18 protein-coding genes are annotated in these 20,071 nt (G+C 41.6%); 8 read left to right on the plus strand and 10 right to left on the minus strand.

Going from position 1 to position 20,071, the window contains the following annotated elements; all coding sequences use genetic code 11:
• The first annotated feature begins 7 nt into the window (after positions 1-7).
• The 3 genes from hscA (at position 8) to gshAB (ending at position 4,679) form a co-directional block, all read left to right on the plus strand.
• On the plus strand, positions 8-1,873 hold the full coding sequence (gene hscA, locus L5B71_RS09640; RefSeq protein ID WP_265758151.1) for a Fe-S protein assembly chaperone HscA: 1,866 nt from the start codon (positions 8-10) through the stop codon (positions 1,871-1,873).
• Positions 1,874-1,878: 5 nt separating this feature from the next.
• On the plus strand, positions 1,879-2,217 hold the full coding sequence (fdx, locus tag L5B71_RS09645) for an ISC system 2Fe-2S type ferredoxin (RefSeq protein WP_265758152.1): 339 nt from the start codon (positions 1,879-1,881) through the stop codon (positions 2,215-2,217).
• A gap of 185 nt (positions 2,218-2,402) precedes the next feature.
• On the plus strand, positions 2,403-4,679 hold the full coding sequence (gene gshAB / locus L5B71_RS09650; protein ID WP_265758153.1) for a bifunctional glutamate--cysteine ligase GshA/glutathione synthetase GshB: 2,277 nt from the start codon (positions 2,403-2,405) through the stop codon (positions 4,677-4,679).
• 65 nt (positions 4,680-4,744) lie between these two features.
• Here gshAB and aroA read toward each other — a convergent pair whose 3' ends face one another.
• Genes aroA through serC form a run of 3 tightly spaced genes read right to left on the minus strand, consistent with a single transcriptional unit; the run spans position 4,745 to position 8,266 of the window.
• Entirely contained in the window at positions 4,745-6,037 is a 1,293-nt protein-coding gene (aroA, locus tag L5B71_RS09655; protein WP_265758154.1) for a 3-phosphoshikimate 1-carboxyvinyltransferase, read from the minus strand.
• Positions 6,038-6,044: 7 nt separating this feature from the next.
• On the minus strand, positions 6,045-7,145 hold the full coding sequence (gene hisC, locus L5B71_RS09660; protein ID WP_265758155.1) for a histidinol-phosphate transaminase: 1,101 nt from the start codon (positions 7,143-7,145) through the stop codon (positions 6,045-6,047).
• Between the two features lie 38 nt (positions 7,146-7,183).
• Positions 7,184-8,266, minus strand: coding sequence for a 3-phosphoserine/phosphohydroxythreonine transaminase (gene serC, locus L5B71_RS09665; protein WP_265758156.1), 1,083 nt, complete (start codon positions 8,264-8,266; stop codon positions 7,184-7,186).
• 222 nt (positions 8,267-8,488) lie between these two features.
• Between serC and L5B71_RS09670 the strand changes: the two genes are divergently transcribed.
• Positions 8,489-8,827 carry a DUF496 family protein gene (locus L5B71_RS09670; RefSeq protein WP_265758157.1) on the plus strand — a complete coding sequence of 113 codons (339 nt, stop codon included), beginning with the start codon at positions 8,489-8,491 and terminating at the stop codon, positions 8,825-8,827.
• A 97-nt stretch (positions 8,828-8,924) separates the two neighbouring features.
• Here L5B71_RS09670 and dtd read toward each other — a convergent pair whose 3' ends face one another.
• Genes dtd through L5B71_RS09685 form a run of 3 tightly spaced genes read right to left on the minus strand, consistent with a single transcriptional unit; the run spans position 8,925 to position 10,695 of the window.
• Positions 8,925-9,359, minus strand: a complete 435-nt coding sequence (gene dtd / locus L5B71_RS09675) for a D-aminoacyl-tRNA deacylase (protein ID WP_265758158.1) — start codon at positions 9,357-9,359, stop codon at positions 8,925-8,927.
• Complete coding sequence (locus tag L5B71_RS09680; protein ID WP_265758159.1) at positions 9,359-10,222, minus strand: virulence factor BrkB family protein; 864 nt, start codon at positions 10,220-10,222, stop codon at positions 9,359-9,361. Before L5B71_RS09680 ends, dtd begins: the two co-directional genes overlap by 1 nt.
• A complete protein-coding gene (locus L5B71_RS09685; RefSeq protein WP_265758160.1) occupies positions 10,198-10,695 on the minus strand; it encodes a YchJ family protein in 498 nt (165 codons plus the stop codon). The genes L5B71_RS09680 and L5B71_RS09685 overlap by 25 nt, the downstream gene beginning before the upstream one ends.
• Before the next feature lie 182 nt (positions 10,696-10,877).
• Between L5B71_RS09685 and L5B71_RS09690 the strand changes: the two genes are divergently transcribed.
• The gene (locus L5B71_RS09690) at positions 10,878-12,377 is read left to right on the plus strand and encodes a helicase HerA-like C-terminal domain-containing protein (RefSeq protein WP_265758161.1); all 1,500 of its coding nucleotides are present in this window, start codon (positions 10,878-10,880) and stop codon (positions 12,375-12,377) included.
• A 38-nt stretch (positions 12,378-12,415) separates the two neighbouring features.
• Here L5B71_RS09690 and lnt read toward each other — a convergent pair whose 3' ends face one another.
• From lnt to glpK, 3 genes are all read right to left on the minus strand, one after another.
• The gene (lnt, locus tag L5B71_RS09695; RefSeq protein WP_265758162.1) at positions 12,416-13,951 is read right to left on the minus strand and encodes an apolipoprotein N-acyltransferase; all 1,536 of its coding nucleotides are present in this window, start codon (positions 13,949-13,951) and stop codon (positions 12,416-12,418) included.
• On the minus strand, positions 13,948-14,850 hold the full coding sequence (gene corC / locus L5B71_RS09700; RefSeq protein WP_265758163.1) for a CNNM family magnesium/cobalt transport protein CorC: 903 nt from the start codon (positions 14,848-14,850) through the stop codon (positions 13,948-13,950). Before corC ends, lnt begins: the two co-directional genes overlap by 4 nt.
• A gap of 197 nt (positions 14,851-15,047) precedes the next feature.
• Positions 15,048-16,556, minus strand: coding sequence for a glycerol kinase GlpK (gene glpK, locus L5B71_RS09705; RefSeq protein ID WP_265758164.1), 1,509 nt, complete (start codon positions 16,554-16,556; stop codon positions 15,048-15,050).
• 400 nt (positions 16,557-16,956) lie between these two features.
• On the opposite strand from glpK, the gene L5B71_RS09710 reads away from it, so the two are divergent.
• A complete protein-coding gene (locus L5B71_RS09710; RefSeq protein ID WP_265758166.1) occupies positions 16,957-17,694 on the plus strand; it encodes an MIP/aquaporin family protein in 738 nt (245 codons plus the stop codon).
• A gap of 66 nt (positions 17,695-17,760) precedes the next feature.
• Here L5B71_RS09710 and tsaA read toward each other — a convergent pair whose 3' ends face one another.
• Positions 17,761-18,477: a tRNA (N6-threonylcarbamoyladenosine(37)-N6)-methyltransferase TrmO gene (gene tsaA / locus L5B71_RS09715; RefSeq protein ID WP_265758168.1), complete on the minus strand. Its 717-nt coding sequence runs from the start codon at positions 18,475-18,477 to the stop codon at positions 17,761-17,763.
• 103 nt (positions 18,478-18,580) lie between these two features.
• On the opposite strand from tsaA, the gene L5B71_RS09720 reads away from it, so the two are divergent.
• The gene (locus L5B71_RS09720; protein ID WP_265758169.1) at positions 18,581-19,486 is read left to right on the plus strand and encodes a 1,4-dihydroxy-2-naphthoate polyprenyltransferase; all 906 of its coding nucleotides are present in this window, start codon (positions 18,581-18,583) and stop codon (positions 19,484-19,486) included.
• A 49-nt stretch (positions 19,487-19,535) separates the two neighbouring features.
• Complete coding sequence (gene rraA, locus L5B71_RS09725; RefSeq protein ID WP_265758171.1) at positions 19,536-20,036, plus strand: ribonuclease E activity regulator RraA; 501 nt, start codon at positions 19,536-19,538, stop codon at positions 20,034-20,036.
• Positions 20,037-20,071 lie beyond the last annotated feature (35 nt).

Consider the following 20,071-nt stretch of genomic DNA (forward strand, 5'->3'; position numbering starts at 1 on the left):
AATAACAATGGCTTTATTACAAATTGCGGAACCGGGGCAAAACAGTGCACCGCACCAACATAAATTAGCGGTGGGTATTGATCTTGGTACAACCAATTCCCTTGTTGCGAGCGTGCGCAGTGGAATGGCAGAAATTTTATTGGACGAAAAAGAGCGCGTATTAACGCCTTCAATTGTTAATTTTTCAGCCAACCAGCCCGTGCTTGTGGGGGATGAGGCTGGGGAATTAGCCAGTCTTGATCCGCAAAATACCATTATTTCTGTTAAGCGTTTAATCGGGCGTTCATTGGCGGACGTGCAGAATCGCTACCCGAATTTGCCTTATCGTTTTCAGCAAAGTGAAAATGGTTTGCCTTTATTTGAAACCGCGCAAGGCGTGCGTAGCCCTATTGAAGTTTCAAGCGAAATTCTGAAAAAATTGACCGCACTTGCAGAAAAACGTCTAGGCGGGGAATTACAAGGGGCGGTGATTACTGTGCCAGCTTATTTTGATGACGCACAACGCCAAAGCACCAAAGATGCAGCGAAATTGGCAGGGTTAAACGTATTACGTTTACTCAACGAACCTACGGCTGCGGCGATTGCTTATGGCTTAGATAGCGGACAAGAAGGCGTCATTGCGGTTTATGATTTGGGTGGCGGCACCTTTGATATTTCCATTTTGCGTTTATCCAAAGGCGTGTTTGAAGTGCTGGCTACGGGCGGTGATACGGCATTGGGCGGTGATGATTTCGATCATCTCATCGCCGATTGGATCGTGGAACAATCTGGCATTGCACCGAAAAATGATCAACAAACCCGTGAACTTTGGAATTTAGCGAAGCAGGTGAAAACTCATTTGTCTGATGTGCAAAGCAGCCACATTGAATATCAAAATTGGCAAGGTGAACTTAGCCGCGAAAGTTTTAATCAGCTCATTGAGCCTTTGGTGAAACGCTCATTAATGGCGTGTCGCCGTGCATTAAAAGATGCAGGCATTAGCCCGCAAGATGTACGAGAAGTGGTGATGGTGGGCGGTTCAACTCGTGTGCCATTTGTGCGTGAAAAAGTAGGTGAATTTTTCCAACGTGAACCATTAACGTCTATCGATCCTGATAAAGTTGTGGCGCTTGGGGCGGCTATTCAAGCGGATATTTTAGTGGGTAACAAGCCAGATAGCGAAATGCTGCTACTGGACGTGATCCCGCTTTCCTTAGGAATTGAAACAATGGGTGGCTTAGTGGAAAAAATCATTCCACGCAACACTACCATTCCTGTGGCTAGAGCGCAAGAGTTCACTACCTTTAAAGACGGTCAAACCGCAATGAGCGTGCATATTGTACAAGGTGAGCGTGAAATGGTAGCAGATTGCCGATCCCTTGCACGTTTTACCTTGCGTGGTATCCCGCCAATGGCGGCAGGGGCGGCACATATTCGCGTTACTTACCAAGTGGACGCAGACGGTCTTCTGAGCGTAACCGCAATGGAAAAATCCACTGGTGTGCAATCTTCTATTCAAGTGAAGCCTTCTTACGGGCTAACCGATGAAGAAATTGCCACAATGCTGAAAGCCTCAATGGAAAACGCCAAAGAGGACATTCAAGCACGCTTACTTGCTGAACAACGTGTCGAAGCAACACGGGTGATTGAAAGCGTGCATTCTGCTTTGCAACAAGACGAAAGTTTGCTTAATGATGAAGAATTAAGAGCGGTGAAAAATGCGTTAATTTCACTGCAGACATTAGTACAACAACAAGATAGCCTTGCCATTAAACAAGGAATTAAAGCCTTGGATCGTGCCACGCAAGAATTTGCCGCACGCCGTATGGATAAATCAATCAGGACGGCACTTTCAGGGCACTCTATTGATGACGTTGAGAATTTTAAGGAATAGTGATTATGGCTAAAGTGATTTTTTTACCTCATGAAACTTTTTGTCCAGAAGGAATGGTGGTAGATGCCACCGAAGGAGATAATTTATTAGATGTTGCCTTAGAGGCAGGCATTGAAATTGAGCATGCTTGTGATAAATCCTGTGCTTGTACAACCTGCCATGTAATTATTCGCGAAGGCTTTGATAGCTTAAATGAAAGTAGTGAAGCGGAAGACGATATGCTCGATAAGGCTTGGGGCTTAGAAGTCGATAGCCGTTTAAGCTGCCAATGTCAAATTGGTAATGAAGATCTTGTAGTAGAAATTCCAAAATATAGCTTAAACCATGCAAGAGAAGAACATTAATCATAGCTTAAAGCAAAAAACTAACTTAAGGCGGAGTAAAATCCGCCTATCTATTTTATGGCAAAATACGCAGTAGCTTGTTTAAGATCAAATCGATATAACTCATAAAGATTTAGTTTTTGCCTTTTTAATAATGAGCTTAGATAATAGTCAGCATTGTCCTGACCTTGAATAGAAGGAAAAATATGAAAATCCAACAAACCATTAAGCAAAATCATCTCGGTCTGTTATTCCAACAAGGCTCATTTGGGATTGAAAAAGAAAGTCAGCGTGTACACGCAGATGCGGCTATCGTTACCACTGAACACCCTAAGGTTTTTGGCAATCGCTCATATCATCCTTATATTCAGACAGATTTTGCCGAGAGTCAAATAGAACTTATTACCCCTCCACAAAAAACATTGGAAGATAGCTTACGCTGGCTTTCTACTATTCATGAAGTGGTGTTGCGTTCTTTGCCAGAAAATGAATATTTGTTTCCTTTGAGTATGCCGGCAGGTTTACCACCTGAAGAGCAAATTAAAGTGGCGCAGTTAGATAATGCTGAAGATGTAGCTTACCGCGAACATTTAGTGAAATCTTATGGCAAAAATAAGCAGATGGTAAGTGGCATTCACTATAACTTCCAGCTTGATCCTGAATTGGTGCAGACGCTTTTCAAAGCACAGTCAGAATATCAAAGTGCGGTGCAATTTCAGAATGATTTATATCTCAAAATGGCGAAGAATTTCCTTCGTTATCAATGGGTTTTACTTTATTTGCTGGCTGCAACGCCAACAGTGCAAGACAATTATTTCAAACAAGGTAACCCATTAAAAGCAGGGCAATATGTGCGTAGTCTGCGCTCAAGCCAATATGGTTATGTGAATGACCCTGAAATTAAAGTGTCTTTTGATAGTATTGAAAGCTATGTGGAAAGCCTTGAGCATTGGGTAAAAACAGGCAAGCTTATCGCAGAAAAAGAATTTTATTCTAACGTGCGTTTGCGTGGTGCAAAAAAAGCTCGCGAATTACTCAAGAGTGGTATCCAATATTTAGAATTTAGATTGTTCGATCTTAACCCATTTGAACAATATGGCATTTCCCTTGCTGATGCGAAATTTATCCATTATTTCGTCTTATTAATGATTTGGCTTGATGAAACCGTGGATCAAAATGGCGTGGAATTAGGCAAAGCAAGACTGGCTGAAGTGGCATTAGAAAATCCTCTCTCACCAACGCGATATACAGCAGAAGGCGAACAATTATTAAACCAATTATTAGCAATGTTGCAAGATATTCACGCACCGCAAGAAATCAGTGAAATTGTGCAACAAAAATTACAACAGTTTGCTGATCCTACTTTAACCCTTGGTGGACGTTTAGTTCAAGCTATTGAAAAGGCTGGAGATTATCAACGTCTAGGAGCAACCCTTGCACAGCAATACAAAGCCAATGCCTTTGCGCGTTTTTATGCATTGGAAGCCTTCGATAAGATGGAATTATCCACTCAAGCGTTATTGTTTGATTTGATCCAAAAAGGCATTAAAACAGAAATTTTGGACGAGCAGGATCAGTTCCTATGCTTGCAAGTGGGCGATCATATTGAATATGTGAAAAACGGCAATATGACCTCAAAAGACAGCTACATTTCACCATTAATTATGGAAAACAAAGTGGTAACCAAAAAAGTGTTGCATAAAGCAGGCTTTAACGTGCCACAAAGTTTGGAATTTACCTCCGCCGAACAAGCCATTGCGAATTACGGCTTATTTGAAGGGCGCGCCGTGGTGATTAAGCCAAAATCCACCAATTACGGCTTAGGCATCACCATTTTCCAACAGGGTGTTAGCAACCGCGAAGATTTTGCGAAAGCCATTGAAATTGCCTTCCGTGAAGATAAAGAAGTGATGGTGGAAGATTATCTAAGCGGCACGGAATATCGTTTCTTCGTGCTAGGTGATGAAACCCTTGCCGTGTTATTACGCGTGCCAGCCAATGTGGTGGGCGATGGCAAACACAGCGTGGCAGAATTGGTCGCGGCGAAAAACGATCACCCATTGCGTGGCGATGGCAGTCGTACACCATTGAAAAAAATTGCCCTTGGCGATATTGAAAAACTGCAACTCAAAGAGCAAGGCTTAACGGTGGATAGCATTCCTGAAGCAGGACGCATTGTGCAGTTACGCGCAAATTCCAATATCAGCACAGGCGGTGATAGCATTGATATGACCGATGAAATGCACCCGAGCTATAAAGCGCTCGCCGTTGGCATCACCAAGGCAATGGGCGCTGCAGTTTGTGGCGTGGATCTCATTATTCCTGATCTCCACAAGCCCGCTGAGCCAAGTTTACAATCTTGGGGCGTAATCGAAGCCAATTTTAATCCAATGATGATGATGCATATTTTCCCTTACTCAGGAAAATCCCGCCGTCTTACTTTGGACGTGATAAAAATGTTGTTCCCAGAATTATCGTTATAAAAAATGCTCTATTTGAAAGCCCAAGCAAAAGCGTTGGGCTTATTTTTGTTTCTTTTATGAGCGTATTATTTTGTGATTTTTGTAAACTCTGCAAAAAACGTTGGGAAGGTTTTTGCGGTGCATTTTGGATCAAGAATGGTAACAGGTGTGTTGGAAAGCGCTACAAGGGCGAAACACATTGCCATTCGGTGATCGTTGTAAGTTTCTATTTCAGCAAGTTGGAATTTAGCGAGCTCCAAAGGCTGAATACGAATGTAATCTTCGCCTTCTTCCACTTCTGCACCGATTTTGCGTAGCTCGGAGGCCATTGCACTAAGTCGGTCAGTTTCTTTTACACGCCAGTTATAAATGTTACGGATCACTGTTTCTCCATCGGCAAAAAGCGCAGTTGTGGCAATTGTCATCGCAGCATCGGGAATATGGTTCATATCCATATCAATGCCTTTGAGATTGCCTTTTTCCGCTTGAATGAAATCTTCTCCCCACGTGATTTTTGCGCCCATTTTTTCTAGCACATCGGCAAATAAACGATCCCCTTGAATGGAATTTTTACCAATGCCGGTGACTTTCACTTTTCCTTTAATTGCACCTGCTGCAAGGAAATAAGAGGCGGAAGACGCATCGCCCTCCACTAAATAGTGTTTTGGTGAGATGTAACTCTGGTTGCCTTGTACAAAGAACGTGCGGTAGGCATCGTTACGCACGTTGACGCCAAAATCTTTCATCATTGCAAGGGTGATGTCAATATAAGGCTTGGAAACCAGATCTCCGATAATTTCAATTTCCATATCCCCCTCCGCAAGCGGTGCAGCCATTAAAAGTGCGGTCAAAAATTGCGAAGAAATTGAGCCCTCAATTTGCACTTTTCCGCCTTTTAACCCGCTATTTTGAATGGCGATAGGCGGATAGCCTTCATTTTCTAAATAGCTAATATTTGCGCCAACTTGACGTAATGCGTCCACCAAATGTTTAATCGGACGCTCTTTCATTCTTGGTTCACCCGTCAGTACCACTTCCGCAGGTTGCTCGCCTTTTAAGCATAATGCGGCACTCAAAGGACGCATTGCCGTGCCGGCATTGCCTAAATAAAGGGATAAGCCGCTTTGCCATTGGAATGCGCCACCAACGCCTTCGATTTCGCAGACCGATTTATCTTCGGACAGCTGATATTTCACCCCAAGGGCTTGTAGGGCGTTGAGCATATGACGAATATCATCGCTATCGAGCAAATTTCGCACCTGCGTTGTGCCTTTGGCAAGCGCGGCTAATAACAAGGCACGATTGGATAAACTTTTTGAACCAGGGAGATTTATTTCTCCTTCCACAAATGAAATAGGTTGTAGCGTTAATTTTTCCATATTCCCTTTAGCCCTTATTTAATACATTCAAAAGTGCGGTGAAAAATTTATCATTTTCTTCTGGCAGACCAATACTCACGCGCAAATGATTCGGCATTCCATAACCTGCGATTGGACGCACAATCACGCCCTCTCGCAATAATTGTTCATAAATAGGCTGCGCTGAGCGTTTAAAATTAATGGTGATGAAATTGCCTTTGGACGGAATATATTCCAACTGATGTTGCTGGCAAAATTGTTCATAGCGTTGCATTTCAGTGCGGTTGTTTTCAGCCACTTTTTCTACGAAAGCATCATCTTTCAGCACCGCCGCCGCCGCGGAAAGTGCGAGTACGTTACAGTTAAACGGTTGACGCACACGGTTTAATAAATCTGCAATTTCAGGGTTAGACACCGCATAGCCAATGCGTAATCCCGCTAATCCGTAAGCTTTTGAAAGGGAGCGAGAAATAATGAGATTTGGATATTTTTTCGCAAGGGCAAAAGAGTCAATGCGTTCTTCGGGGCGAGTAAATTCTGTATAGGCCTCATCAAGCACCACAATGATATGGGCTGGCACTTGTGCTAAAAATTGTTCAATTTCTTGTTGGGAAAGGAAATTTCCCGTTGGATTATTTGGGTTCGCAATAAAAATGAGCTTAGTTTTGTCATTGATCGCTTGCAAAAAGCCGTTTAAATCGTGTCCCCAGTTCTTGGCGGGAATTTCTCTTGCCACCGCATTAATGGCTTTGGTTACCAATGGATAAACAATGAACGCATATTGCGAATAAATAATTTCATCTTTTTCACTGGCGAAAGTGTGGGCGAATAATTCCAACAAATCGTTTGAGCCATTGCCAAGGGTGATTTGTTCAGACTTCACGCCAAATTTTTCGGCGATTACCGCTTTTAATTCAAAACCATTGGCGTCAGGATAGCGCGTCAAATGGGGTAACTGCGCTTGAATTGCATCAATCGCACTTTGTGGAAAGCCGAAAGGGTTTTCGTTAGAGGCTAATTTCACAATATTTTGCACGCCAAGTTCACGTTCTAATTCTTCAATGGGTTTGCCTGCTTGATAAGGGGAGAGGGATTTCACCCCTTCATTTGCAACATCAATAAATTGCATTTTTATTCCTTGTTTTTACTTGTTGATAAAAAATAAAATTAACGATTTTCGGCGGCAAATTTTTCCATAAACGAAATTAAGGCTTTCACCCCTTCAATTGACATTGCGTTATAAATGGAGGCGCGCATTCCGCCAATGACTTTATGGCCTTTTAAGGCTTGCAAGCCCGCCTCTGCGGCTTCGCTCACAAATTTCATATTAAGTTCATCATTACCTGTGCTAAAGGTCACATTCATTAAAGAGCGGTTGTTTTTTGCCACAGAATTATGATAGAAGTCGCTTTGATCTAAATAATCATAAAGTAATTTGGCTTTTTCTTGATTACGTTTTTCTACCGCCTTTACACCACCACGTTCCAACAAATGTTTGAACACCAAAGAGCACAAATACCACGCAAACGTTGGGGGGGTGTTGATCATCGAATCACTATTGGCTTGCACTTCATAATTCCAAATAGAAGGCGTGGCTTTGCGCGCTTTGCCGATTAAATCTTCACGCACGATCACAATGGTGATCCCAGCAGGCCCAAGATTTTTCTGTGCACCCGCATAAATAATGCCAAACTGGTTAATATCCACTTCGCGCGAAAGAATATTGGAAGACATATCTGCCACTAATACCGCATTGCCCACCTTTGGCACATCAAAAATTTCCACACCACTAATGGTTTCATTCGGGCAATAATGCACATAGTCATATTGATCGGCAATATCGCTGAAATCAAGGCGATTGACTTCTAATTCTGCGCCTTCTGATAAAATATTGATCTCATCAACCTCGCAGAATAAACGGGCTTCTTTGGCTGCTGTCGCCGACCAATGCCCACTGGTTAAATATAACGCCTTGCCTTTCTCGCCAATTAAATTCATCGGCACAGCAGCAAATTGTCCGCGCGCCCCACCTTGTAAAAAGAGAATTTTGTAATTATCAGGAATATGATAAAGCGTGCGAAAATCTTTTTCTGCTTGGATAATCAGTTCCATAAACAGCTTGCCGCGGTGGCTCACTTCCATAACTGAAGTGTGCTGACCTTGCCAGTTTAATAATTCCGCTTGCGCTTGTTCTAACACTTCGCGCGGCATCATCGCAGGGCCTGCGCTAAAATTAAATACCTGTGTCATTTTTCGTTCCTAATTATGATGGTTGTGTAAAAAGAATTTGTTAGTTTTATCACCTCAAGGGAGTCGGATCAACCGCTTTTATTTAATTCAGAAAAATTTTTGATTTTCCCCACAAAAAATGGCGGAATACTTTGACGAAAAAAGCAAAAAAGACTACATTAACCTAGACAACAGGATTCACTCGCTTGAATTTATTTTAATCTAACCAGAGAGTTTAAATTTATGGAAACTGTGAATAAACAATCTTTCCAAGATGTCTTGGAGTATGTGCGTATGTATCGTTTAAAAAATAAACTATTGCGTGATATTGATGACAATAACCGCAAAATCCGTGATAACCAAAAACGTGTACTTTTATTAGAAAATTTAAACCAATATATTCGCGATGATATGAGCGTGGAAGATATTCGTGTTATTATCGAAAATATGCGTGATGACTATGACAGTCGTGTGGACGAATACCGTATCCGTAACGCTGAACTCGCCACCCAACGTCGTGAAATCAGTGCAAAAATGAAAGAGCAGAAAAAAGCCCACGCTGAACAACGTGCGAAAAAATAACCTGCCCTGAACAAATCACATTAGACAAAAAAAAGTGGGCACTAATGCCCACTTTGTGTGACGATTTTTATAAAAATTGGTTAATTTTACCCGCACTTTACACGTTCAACCAAAACGTAACCGGTCCATCATTAGTTAAGCTCACTTGCATATCGGCTGCAAATTTGCCGGTGGCGGTGGTAATGCGTTGTTGACTTTTTTGTACGAAGTAGTCGTAAAGTTGTTCGGCTTTTTGTGGTGCTGCACCATTTGAGAAGCTGGGACGTAGGCCTTTTTGAGTGTCAGCGGCAAGGGTGAATTGGGAAACCACGAGTAATTCACCATTCACTTGTTGTACGTTTAAATTCATTTTACCTTGTTCATCGCTGAATACTCGGTAGTTCAGCACTTTTTCTAGTAAACGATCTGCTTTGCTTTCATTATCTTCTTTTTGCACGCCAAGCAACACTAACAAACCTTGTTGAATTTGCCCCGTGATGTCGCCATTGACTTCCACTTTGGCTTGGCTAACTCGTTGAATTAATGCGATCATTATTGTTCCTCAATTTGTTGTAGCTCAATTTCACCATTTTTTAATAAACGCATATCACCGAGCACTGCAGCCAGTTGCGCACCGAGCAAAATAGCAATCCAGCTGAGCTGAATCCACAGTAGCATAATTGGCAGGGTTGCCATTGCGCCATAAATAAGTTGATAAGAAGGGAAATTGGTGATGTACCAAGCAAAAGCTTGTTTGCCTAAAGTAAAGAAAACGGCCGCGACTAACGCGCCAGCAGCAGAATGTTTAAGCCTGACCGATTTATTGGGTACAAGATTATAAATTAGAGTGAAAATAAACCAAGTCAGTATAAATGGGATAAAACTAAGTAATTTCAAACCAAAAGGTAAGCTTAAATCAGATTGTAGTAAATCAGTAGCAAGTTTGGTCACATAGGTGCTAACTCCAATACTTGTGGCAATGATTATTGGCCCTAGTGTTAAGATTAGCCAATAAATAGCGAAAGAAAATACGGTTGGACGAACACTACTATCTTGCCAAATTCCATTAAGAGTGCGATCAATAGAATTGATTAACAGGAGTGCTACTACAATTAAACTGATAATACCCACAGCACTCATTTGTTTAGAGTTTGAGACAAATTGATCAATATATGCGCCAACGGTATCACTTGCAGAGGGGGCAAAGTTGGTAAAAATAAACTGTTTGAGCTGATCTGTGACTTCATTAAATACAGGAAACGCTGAGAAAATTGAAAAAATAACCATAATCAATGGAACGAGTGCTAGCATCGTACTGTAAGTAAGATAACCTGCTGCCTGATTAAGCTTATTTTGATTAAATCGCAACCAAAAAACTTTGAAAAAAAGGTTTAATTTTTGCCATAAAACTGACATAGCATTACTCCACAACAATGTTTAAATTTTTTCCCTGAGCCACAGATACAAGGTTGCTTCATCGTAGGTAATGGAACCGTCGGATCAGCAAAGTACCAGTGTTTTCCTACTTTTACGAATAAGGATTTTTCGTGATGAATTTGCTCCCTATCGGCGTTGGCAAATTTGGCGTTAAATTCCACCGCACTATGGATTTTATCTAATGTAGGACTGTGCTTTACCACTTCTAAACCAAGCCACTGGGTTTGTGCCGCCCATTGTTTTAAAGCCTGATAGTCCAGCAGAGCTTGTTGGCTTGGTACGGTTGTTTCTACAATATAATCAATATGTTGCAACACAAAAGCAGAATAACGCGAACGCATTAGTTGTTCAGCCGTTTCTGCTATTTTGCTTTGTTGATGTAATGGTTGACAACAATCTTGATAGATTTTACCTGATTGGCAAGGACAAAGTGAGGTGCATTTTTCGTTCATTTCCAACAATTATCTTTCAATTTGCTTGTTAAATTAGCATAAGGATATCACATCAACTCAGTGATTTCATTTGCTAATGTTACAGTGAAAGTACGGATTACACAGAATTTGTGATAGTTTTTGACCGCGCTTTATTTTTTTCTTATTATGCAACTGTATTTTGATTGATTTTAGAGGCTTATATGCAATATTCATTAGCTCAGACAGAACAAGGCGCTGTTTTAGGTATTACTGCCAAAATGGCAAACCGCCACGGTTTAATTGCAGGGGCAACAGGAACAGGTAAAACGGTTACCTTACGCAAAATGGCGGAGGCGTTCAGCGATGATGGTGTCCCCGTGTTTTTGGTGGACGTGAAAGGGGATTTGTCAGGCTTGGTAAAAGCCGGTGAATTCCAAGGCAAGGTGGCAGAGCGCATCGAACAATTTCATCTAGGTGGTGAAAGCTATTTGCAAGGTTATCCTGTTTCTTTCTGGGACGTGTTCGGGGAAACGGGTATTCCATTACGCACCACCATTTCTGAAATGGGGCCATTGTTACTTTCTCGTTTATTAAATCTCAATGCCACGCAAGAAGGTTTGCTCAATTTGGTATTTCGCGTGGCGGACGATAAAGGTTTATTGCTTATCGATCTGAAAGATTTGCGTGCAATGCTCAAATATGTGGCAGAAAATGCCAAAACGTTCCAATTGGAATATGGCAATGTGTCCGCCGCTAGTGTGGGGGCAATTCAGCGTGCGTTACTTGCCTTAGAAAACGAAGGGGCTAGCAAATTGTTTGGCGAACCCGCTTTAAACCTTGATGATTGGCTACAAACCCGTGATGGACGTGGCGTAATCAACGTATTAAATTCAGAAAAATTAATTAATTCCCCAAAAATGTATAGTGCATTTTTGCTATGGTTAATGGCGGAATTATTTGAACAATTGCCTGAAGTGGGCGATCCGGATAAACCAAAATTTGTGATGTTTTTTGATGAAGCTCACTTATTATTTGACGGCGCGCCAGCTGCGTTGGTGGATAAAGTGGAACAAGTGGTTCGTTTGATTCGTTCTAAAGGCGTTGGGATTTATTTTGTTACGCAAAATCCATTAGATTTGCCAGATACTGTGCTAGGTCAGTTGGGGAATCGTGTGCAACACGCCCTACGAGCGTTTACACCGCGTGATCAAAAAGCGGTGAAATCTGCTGCAGAAACTTTCCGCACCAATCCAACGGTAAATGTGGTAGAAACTATTTCAACCTTGGGCGTGGGGCAGGCTTTGGTGTCTTTTCTTGATGAAAAAGGAATGCCAACACCAGTGGAAATTGCTTATATTTGTCCACCGAAAAGTCAACTTAAACCAATTTCTGTTGAACAGCGTAATCAATGGGTGAAAGATGATGATCTTTATCCTTATTACAATAATTATGTGGACAATATTTCTGCCTTTGAAATGTTGCAAGAACAGGCAGATTTGGCTGCCGTCGCCCAAAAGCAAGCGGCACAAGCCCAAGAGGAAGAAGAAAACGGCTTTATGGGAAGTCTCAGCCGAATGTTGTTTGGTAAGAAAAAACGTGGCGAACAGCTTAGCGTTACAGAGCAAGTAGTGAGTGGTGTTGCTAAATCAGTGGGACGCAATATTCGCAACCAAATCACTAAGCAAATTATGCGTGGGATTTTAGGGGCGTTGAAGAAATAAAAATTAAAACCGATAAAATACAAGAGCTTAGCTTTTCGCTAAGCTCTTTTTTTTATCATTTTCCACAATAATAGATTTACCGCACGTAATAGAACTAGTAAAAAACACAATAAATACAAGGGGATATCCCCTAACTTGGAATAAGGTGTGTTGCCGATTGTTGGTGCAATACGTGTGGTTAAAGTTGTTTCCACAAACTGTGGTGCTTGGGCAATGATTTTACCTTTGGCATCAATAAAGGCTGTGATTCCTGTGTTAGTGGCGCGAATTTCAGGTTTGCCTAATTCTAATGCACGCATTCTTGCCATTTGCAAATGCTGCCAAGGGCCGATGCTGTTGCCAAACCACGCATCATTGGAAAGGGTCAGTAAGAAATCCGTTTCTGTGCGCAGATTTTTCTGCACTTGCGCACCAAAAATAATTTCATAACAAATTGCAGGGGTGAATTTGCGCTGTTTGGCTAAAAATGGTTTTTGAATTTCTTCCCCTGATTGAAATGCTGACATCGGTAAATTAAACACCGAACCTAGGGGACGTAGTAAACTTTCCAACGGTACATATTCACCAAATGGCACGAGATGATGTTTGTTATAGCGGTTGCTGGTTTGCTCACGATAAGGTAAATTAGGATCGCCTAAATTAATGATGGAATTAAATAATTTTCCCTTTTCCCAATCTTGATAAATTGTGCCAATCATCACTTCTGTCCCTGTTTCCTGTGCCATTTGCTGCAAAGAAGAGAAAAATGGCTGAATGCGATTTTCTAAGGTCGGTAATGCTGCTTCCGGTAAAATAATAAGATCAGTTTTACCTAAATGTTGGGCAATAAGACGGCTGTAAATTTCTAAAGTGGCGTTAAGATAGGTAGGATCCCATTTTAAATTTTGTTCAATATTGCCTTGCACAAGGGTGATAGTTAAGGCTTTTTCTGGCTTTTCTTGCGTATAATTGGCGGACGATGACCAGATCGCCAAACCGCTTACAATTAAACACAACGCCGATTGTGAAGTGATCACCAACCATTTCTTATCTTTTTGTAATAGGTGAGAAATCAGCGAAAAAAGCACCGCACTTACCCACATTACAAAGAAAGTTAGTCCTTGCACACCAAAGATTGGTGCTAACCCTGAAAATGGACTGTCGATTTGTGTGTAGCCAAATTGCAACCATGGAAATCCCGTAAATAACCAACCGCGTAAAAATTCGGTGAATGTCCAAAGTACGGGATACATCGCAAGATTATTAATCTTAAAGCGTTGTATTAAATAGGCAAATAGCGTTGGGAATAGGGCGAGATAAGCCGCTAGTAGTAACACTAAAATATAGCTGAGCCACAGGGGGGAACCACCAAATTGGTGAATACTAACATGTAGCCAATTTACTCCAAAAGTAAAAAAGCCTAAGCCCCACAAAAATGCGCCGCAAAGTGCGGTGCTTTTTTTCCCTGTTTTTGCGACCCATAATAATCCCAATAGGGAAACATAGGCCGCGCCCCAAAAGTCAAAAGGAGAAAAGGCAAGCACACCTAATCCCCCTGACAATAAAGCAATAAGATAAATTAATGGTGATTTCATTGCGTGTTATCGTTATTTTCTTCGAGAGTTTCCATTTCTTCCAAACATTCATCAGGCACCGTAACGCGCAACTGAATAATGCGGCGACTGTCTGCGGAAGTGACTTTGAAGTGCAGGTTTTCAAGGGTGATTTCTTCCCCCCGTTTCGGCAAATGACCAAAGGCTTGCATTACTACACCGCCCACGGTATCCACTTCTTCATCGGTAAAATCTGTATGGAATTGTTGGTTAAAATCTTCAATATCCGTTAATGCACGCACGGCATAAGTATGACGAGAAAGCTGACGAATATCCGCCACATCTTCTTCATCAAATTCATCTTCAATATCACCAACGATTTGTTCCAAAATATCTTCAATGGTGACTAAGCCCGACACTGCACCAAACTCGTCTACCACAATCGCCATATGAAAACGTTCAGAGCGGAAATCTTTTAACATTCTGTCTACGCGCTTACTTTCCGGCACGATCACTACTGGGCGAAGCAGGGAAAGTAAATCAAATTCTTCTGCATTAGAACGCAAAAATTTGAGCAATTCTTTGGCGTGTAAAATCCCTGCGATGTTGTCTTTTTCATCCGTGATCACAGGAAAACGTGAGTGAGCGCTTTCAATAATAGTTTCCAAGCAAGAATCCAGATGCTGATCGGCTTCAATAAACACAATTTGTGAACGTGGGATCATAATATCACGCACGCGTAATTCGGCGATTTCCATTACCCCTTCGATCATCTCACGGGTATCTTGATCGATTAATTCATTTTGTTCGGAATCACGGATTACCTCCACTAATTCGTCACGGTTTTTTAGCTCGCCTTGGAAAAAACGCCCAAATAGGGAGTGCAAAAAACTTTTTTTATTTGTGGTTTCTAAGCCAGTATTTTGGCTATCATCGGCCATTTTGTTATCTCTTACCTTTATTTATGAAAATGTATAAAATATATTAGGCTATCATATCAAAACTTAACCACTGAGCAAGGGGAAGGGGAAATTTTTCGAGAAATTTCAGAGGAATATTTATGGCGCAGAGAGAAATCTCTCCCCCTTAACTCATCGTTAATCATAAGGGAGAGATTTATTATTCGAGGATGAGTTGATTAATCCTCATCTTTTTCCCATTCTAATGCACGTTTCACAGCCTTTTTCCAGCCTTTGTAACGTTTCGTGCGTTTGGCTTCATCGTCATCAGGTAGGAAAGTGCGTTCAACATCGGCTTTATCACGCAATTCATCTAAATCTTTCCAGAATCCGGTGGCAAGTCCGGCGAGATAAGCTGCGCCTAGGGCGGTAACTTCTTTCACTACAGGGCGTTCAACTGGGGTATTGAGAATATCCGCTTGGAATTGCATTAGGAAATTATTGGCTGTTGCGCCACCGTCCACGCGTAAGGATTTGAGTTTTTCCCCAGAATCGGATTGCATTGCTTCTAACACATCACGAGTTTGATAGGCGATAGATTCAAGGGTAGCGCGCACAATGTGGTTGCGGTTTGCGCCACGGGATAGGCCTAAAATTGCACCACGGGCGTAAGGATCCCAATAAGGCGCGCCTAAACCAGTAAAGGCTGGAACCACATAAACACCGTTACAATCAGACACTTTCTGTGCGAAATATTCGCTGTCGAAACTATCGTGAACAATTTTGAGTTCATCACGTAACCATTGAATTGATGCACCGCCCATAAAAATTGAACCTTCTAAGGCATATTCAGGTTCGCCTTTGGCATTACAAGCAATGGTGGTGAGCAAGCCATTTTGCGATTGTACGGCTTTATCGCCTGTGTGCATTAACATAAAGCAGCCTGTGCCATAGGTATTTTTGGCTTGTCCTGCGTGAACGCAAAGATGTCCATAAAGGGCGACTTGCTGGTCTCCTGCAATACCCGCCACTGGAATACGCACCCCGCCTTTTCCGCCGATATTGGTTTGTCCGTAGATTTCCGAAGAATTACGCACTTCGGGTAGCATTGATTTTGGAATGTCCAAAATTTCGAGCATTTTGTCATCCCATTGTTTGGTATGAATGTTAAATAACATGGTACGAGACGCATTGGTGTAATCCGTAACGTGTACACGCCCTTGGGTGAGCTTCCACACGAGCCAAGTATCGACCGTACCAAAAAGCAATTCGCCACGTTCAGCTTTTTCTCTGGCGCCTTCGACATTATCCAAAATCCATTTCACTTTAGTGCCAGAAAAGTAAGGATCTACCACCAATCCTGTGGTTTTACGAATATAATCTTCGTGGCCGTCAGCTTTGAGTTTATCGGTAATGTCGGCGGTGCGGCGGCATTGCCACACAATGGCATTGTAAACCGGTTTGCCACTTTCTTTTTCCCATACGATGGTGGTTTCACGCTGATTCGTGATCCCTATTGCGGCAATACTATCAGAAGAAATGCCTGCTTTTGCCACCACTTCGTTTAAGGTGGAACTTTGTGTTGCCCAAATTTCCATTGGATTATGCTCTACCCAGCCTGCTTGTGGGTAAATTTGAGTAAATTCACGTTGTGCAATTTCAACAACATTAGCATTATGATCGAGCAATACTGCTCTGGAACTGGTTGTGCCTTGATCTAAAGCGATAATATATTTTTTCTCTGCCATAATCGATCCTCTTTATTGTTTATTAGAGTAGGTAAAATGTTGCACCTTTTTACTTACTAGAACCTTTTTTTTGAGCTAAAACGAAATAATTTTTAGAAAAATAATCGAAAACACTCAAATTTAAAATGGGGAATATTCAAATTTTTGATCTACTTCACAAAATATTTTCGTCTATCCCTATTATCAGCTAGGTACTAGATTATCAATAATAATCAATATATTAAAATGTGATCAAGCTAACAAATTGAAGAAAAAGTAAATGAATACTTATAAAAAGTATTGCTTTAAATACTTTTTTATTAATAATGAAATACGCACCGATAATATTCAAAAGAACACTTTTTGGATCTAAACGAAAGAAAATTACAGATCTAATAAAATGTATTAAAAGGAGTACATTATGAATGCTTATCTAGCTGAATTTATTGGTACGGCATTATTGATTTTAATCGGTAACGGCGTAGTTGCAAATGTCTGCTTAAATAAAACCAAAGGACAAGGTTCAGGGTGGATTGTGATCACCACGGCTTGGGCGTTTGCGGTTTATGTGGCTGTGGTGGTAACTGGGCCTTATAGTGGGGCACATCTTAATCCTGCGGTAACCCTTGGCTTGGCGGTTATTGGTAGCTTCGCGCCTTCAATGATTTTAGGCTATATTATCGCACAGGTCGCAGGGGGAGTGTTCGGCGCACTACTTGTGTATATTTTCTATAAAGATCATTTTGCAGCCACTGAAGAACAAGGCGCAAAGCGCGCGTGTTTTTGTACTGAACCAGCCATTCGTCACTATGCGAGCAATTTTATTAGTGAGGTGATTGGTACCTTTGTTTTATTATTCGTGATTTTCTATATTACGGGGGCAAGTGTGGATTTTCCTGAAGGGGCCACCACACCAATAGGTTTAGGTTCGCTTGGAGCATTACCGGTGGCAATCTTAGTATGGGCTATTGGTTTGAGCTTAGGCGGTACAACAGGTTATGCCATCAATCCTGCCCGTGATCTCGGTCCTCGTCTAACCCTTGGCTTATTAGGTAAAACCTTAAACACGACTGCGGATTGGCAATACAGTTGGGTGCCAGTATTAGGCCCAGTTACAGGGGCCGTGTTGGCAGGTTTACTATACAACGCCTTAATGTAAGAACGAATAGGAAAAAGCAAAGCGTTCAAATTGGGGATATTTGAACGCTTTTTATGTAGGCTAGCCTTATTCTTCTGCAATCTCAATTACTTCCACCCACTCACCATTTTTCACCCACCAGCGAATATTGAAATCATACAATCGCATTCCATAAATGCGATCAGCGTTGCTACTTTGGTGATAAGCGGGGCGGGGATCTTGTTGTAGCACTTCAGTGATAAAACGCTGAAAATTTGGATATTTTGCACCGCACTTTATTAATTGCACTTGAGCTTGTGGAGTAAAACGTACCTGTAATTTTGCTTCGGGTGGTTGTTGGGCAAAGCCTGAATTGGCATTGGGTTCGCTGTCGGCATAGGCAATATAGGGTTTGATGTCAAAAATAGGGGTGCCGTCCACCAGATCAACCGAGCCTAAATGCAACAAGACTTCACCTTGATTGCTTTCAATGCGTTTCAGTTCTACTTTGGAAAGTCCTAAAGGATTGGGGCGATGTGTGGCGCGTGAGGCAAATACGCCAATGCGTTGATTGCCACCAAGACGTGGTGGGCGAACAGTGGGCTGCCATTTGCCTGTAGGGATTTTATCAAACTGGAAAATAAGCCATAAGTGAGAAAACTGTTCTAAACCACGCACGGCTTCAGGTTGGTTATAAGGTGCGAGCAAGCGGATTGTGCCAACACCGTCTTGCACTAAATTAGGCTGGCGTGGCACGGAAAATTTCTCTTTATAAGGCGTATGAATAATCCCGATAGGAGAAAGGGTTAAATTAAGTTGCGACATATTTTCCTTAAACAGTTAAAATGGCGAAAATAAATGAGTACAATAGCCCATTCTTTGGGATATTTTACGCCAAAATCAGGATTTAGAAAGATAAGTGAAAAATATGGATAAACAAGTTGTTAAAATGTGGGTAGAAACCGCAAGACCAAAAACCCTGCCTTTAGCCGCCGCTTCGATTGTTATGGGAGCAGCGCTTGCCTATTGGGATCATCAATTTAGCTGGAAAATCAGTCTGTTGTGTTTAATTACTACCTTGTTGCTACAAATTCTTTCTAACTTTGCCAATGATTATGGTGATCATCAAAAAGGCAGTGATACCGCAGAGCGTATCGGACCGTTGCGTGGCATTCAGCATGGCGTAATTAGTGCGCAGCAGCTGAAAAAAGGGCTAACTGTGGTGATCTTAGCGAGTTTATTTTTTGGTTTTCTGTTAATTGGTATTGCGTATCAAAGTTATGCGGATCTCTTGGCATTTTCTCTTTTAGGTGGGCTTGCCATTATTGCCGCGATTACTTATACCGTAGGCGCAAAGCCCTATGGTTATATGGGGTTGGGCGATATTTCAGTGCTACTATTTTTTGGTATTTTGGGCGTATGCGGTACGTATTATTTGCAAACTCACCAATTAAATTTAATGATTTTTTTACCCGCACTTGCAACCGGGCTTCTTGCCACCGCGGTATTAAATATCAATAATTTACGCGATATTGAGCAAGATAAAAAAGCAGGCAAGAACACCCTTGCCGTTCGTCTTGGAGCAAAAAATGGACGAATTTATCACTGCACTTTATTAGCCGTAGGGGCATTGTGTTATGTGATTTTTGCCTTAGCGAATTTCCACCATTTATTGAGCTTTATTTTTCTTTTGGCGTATCCTTTATTGGTGAAGCACGCCTTGTATGTGTATCGTAGCCAAGATCCCCTGTTATTGCGTCCAATGCTCGGGCAAATGTCAATGTTAGCGCTTTTAACCAACTTACTTTTTAGTTTCGGCTTGCTAGTGGGCTAGCAATAGGCATATACTAGGATAATCATTTTCAGTGTAAAAAGGTGAACTTATGTGTATTGATACTTCCACATTGTGCGATGTTTATTTCGATCAAGTTGATGTTGTTGAACCGATTTTTTCTAATTTTGGCGGATTAACCTCATTTTACGGTAAGGTGACCACGGTAAAATGCTTTGAACGTAATGGTTTAATTGCTGAAATTTTGGAAGAAAACGGTGAGGGTCGGGTATTATTAGTTGATGGTGGTGGTGCGGTTCGCCAAGCTTTAATTGATGCTGATCTTGCTCAGCTTGCCCTCGATAACGGCTGGGAAGGGATTATTGTTTACGGTGCCGTTCGCCAAATTCAGCAGTTAGAAAATTTAGATATTGGTATTCAAGCACTTGCGCCAATTCCAGTGGGTGCAAGTGATGATACACAAGGGGAGGTCGATGTGCCAGTGAATTTTGGTGGCGTCACTTTCTACCCTGAAGACTATGTGTATGCAGATTTAACTGGCATTATTCTTTCCCAAGAACCGTTAGAGCTAGAAGATTCCGAAGAAGAATAATTTGATTAAGGATTAAGATAATGGCAAGTTTTTCT

Origin of the sequence: Avibacterium sp. 21-586, assembly GCF_026226775.1 — a bacterium.
Lineage (GTDB): Bacteria > Pseudomonadota > Gammaproteobacteria > Enterobacterales > Pasteurellaceae > Avibacterium.